We start from the raw sequence: 2,294 nt of genomic DNA, 5'->3' as shown, positions 1-2,294 counted from the left end.
CCGTTTTATCAATGGTTCGAAGACGGCGAACTGAATGCGTCGTACAACTGCCTCGATCGCAACCTGATCAACGGGCTCGCGGAGAAAACCGCGATCGTGTTCGAGTCAGACGACGGCCGCGTCACGCATGTCACCTATCAGGCGCTCTATCACCGCGTCTGCCGGCTCGCCAATGCGTTGCGTGCTCGCGGAGTGAAAAAAGGCGACCGCGTGGTGATCTACATGCCGATGTCGGTTGAAGGCGTGGTCGCCATGCTCGCGTGTGCCCGCCTCGGCGCGCCGCACTCGGTGGTCTTCGGCGGCTTCTCCGCCAAGTCGTTGCACGAACGCCTCATCGATGTCGGTGCGTGCGCGGTCATTACCGCCGACGAGCAGGTCCGCGGCGGCAAGACATTGCCGCTCAAGACGATTGTCGACGACGCACTCGCGATGGGTGGCACGGAGGGGGTCAAAACGGTGGCAATCTACCGGCGCACGGGAGGCCGGATTCCATGGATATCCGGCCGCGATGCATGGCTGCACGAACTCGAAGCCGGCCAGCCGGACACCTGCGAACCCGAGTGGGTCGGCGCGGAGCATCCGTTGTTCGTGCTCTATACGTCAGGCTCGACGGGCACGCCGAAAGGCGTTCAACACAGCACCGGCGGTTATCTGCTGTGGGCCGCCCTGACGATGAAGTGGACCTTCGATATCAAGCCCGCCGACGTGTTCTGGTGCACGGCGGACATCGGCTGGATCACGGGTCACACCTACATCTGCTATGGGCCGCCCGCGGTCGGCGCAACCCAGGTGATCTTCGAAGGCGTGCCCACCTATCCGAACGCGGGTCGCTTCTGGAACATGATCGAGCGCCACAAGGTCAGCATCTTCTACACGGCGCCGACGGCTATCCGCTCGCTCATCAAGTCCGCCGATGCCGACCCTTCAGTGCATCCGGACAGCTTCGACCTGAGCAGTCTGCGTCTGCTCGGCACGGTCGGCGAGCCGATCAATCCGAGCGCGTGGACGTGGTACGCCCGGCATGTCGGCGGTGGGCGTTGTCCTGTGCTCGATACTTTCTGGCAAACGGAAACCGGCGGTCACATGATTTCCCCGCTGCCGGGTGTGACTCCGCTCGTGCCCGGTTCGTGCACTTTACCGATGCCCGGCATCGACGCGGCGATTGTCGACGAGACCGGGCATGAAGTTCCGAACGGACACGGCGGCGTGCTCGTCGTCCGCAAGCCGTGGCCTTCGATGATCAGGACCATCTGGGGTAATCCGGAGCGCTTCCGGCACGGCTATTTTCCCGAAGAGCTTGGCGGCTATCTGTATCTCGCGGGCGACGGTGCAATCCGCGACCGCGACACGGGCTACTTCACTATCACCGGCCGTATCGACGACGTGCTGAACGTGTCCGGACATCGGCTCGGCACGATGGAAATCGAATCGGCATTGTCGGCGCATCCGTTGGTCGCCGAGGCTGCCGTGGTCGGGCGCCCCGACGAGACCGCCGGTGAGGCGATTGTCGCGTTCGTGGTGCTCAAGGCGGCGCGTCCGTGCGGAGCCGATGCGAAGCGTGTGGCCGACGAATTGCGCGCATGGGTGGGCAAGGAAATCGGCCCGATCGCCAAGCCGAAAGACATCCGCTTCGGCGATGCGATGCCAAAGACGCGCTCGGGTAAGGTCGTACGCCGTCTGTTGCGCTCGGTGGCCAAAGGAGAGGTCATCGTGCAGGACACGTCGACTGTTGAAAACCCGACGGTGATTTCCCAGTTCGCCGACGCCGCCTGACACGCGAGCGATAACCGCTCGCCGCATCGTTTCCGATGCGATCCGAACTCGCGCGCGCATCGCATGCACGCGCGCGCAACCTCAATTTCAGCGTTCCTGTATGGAACGGAGGATGTCATCATGAACATCAAAGCTCCCAATCCCGCTTCACTTGGCCTCGCTGGCTTTGCCCTGACAACGTGGCTGCTCAGCATGATCAACGCCGGCTGGTTCAGCGGCAATGCGATGGGGATGGTGCTCGCCGTCGCCTTCGCATACGGCGGCACCGCGCAGGCGCTCGCCGGACTAATGGAGATTCCTCGCGGCAACACGTTCGGCGCGACCGCTTTCCTCAGCTACGGCGCGTTCTGGTGGTCACTTGCGCTGTTCGTGCTATTCCTGCACGGCACGGTGCCCGCGGCCTTTATCGGTTGGTATCTGTTTCTGTGGGGTGTGTTTACGCTGTACATGTGGGTGGCGACGTGGCGAGCCGCGCGCGTGCTGCAGTTGGTGTTTCTCTCGCTGTGGATCACGTTCTTCGT

The 2,294-nt window shown here is 63.1% G+C and carries 2 protein-coding genes; both read left to right on the top strand.

Features of this window, described 5'->3' with window-relative positions; all coding sequences use genetic code 11:
* Positions 1-1,773 (top strand): acetate--CoA ligase (gene acs, locus P0D80_RS49655; RefSeq protein WP_408295952.1); only part of this gene is annotated, 1,773 nt, incomplete at its 5' end.
* A gap of 120 nt (positions 1,774-1,893) precedes the next feature.
* On the top strand, positions 1,894-2,294 hold a 401-nt coding region (locus P0D80_RS49650), incomplete at its 3' end, for an acetate uptake transporter (protein WP_408295949.1).

The organism is Paraburkholderia sp. RL17-373-BIF-A (genome assembly GCF_046030175.1).
Lineage (GTDB): Bacteria > Pseudomonadota > Gammaproteobacteria > Burkholderiales > Burkholderiaceae > Paraburkholderia.
The sequence above is the reverse complement of the archived record's forward strand: the minus strand, read 5'-3'. Positions and strand labels throughout refer to the sequence as shown.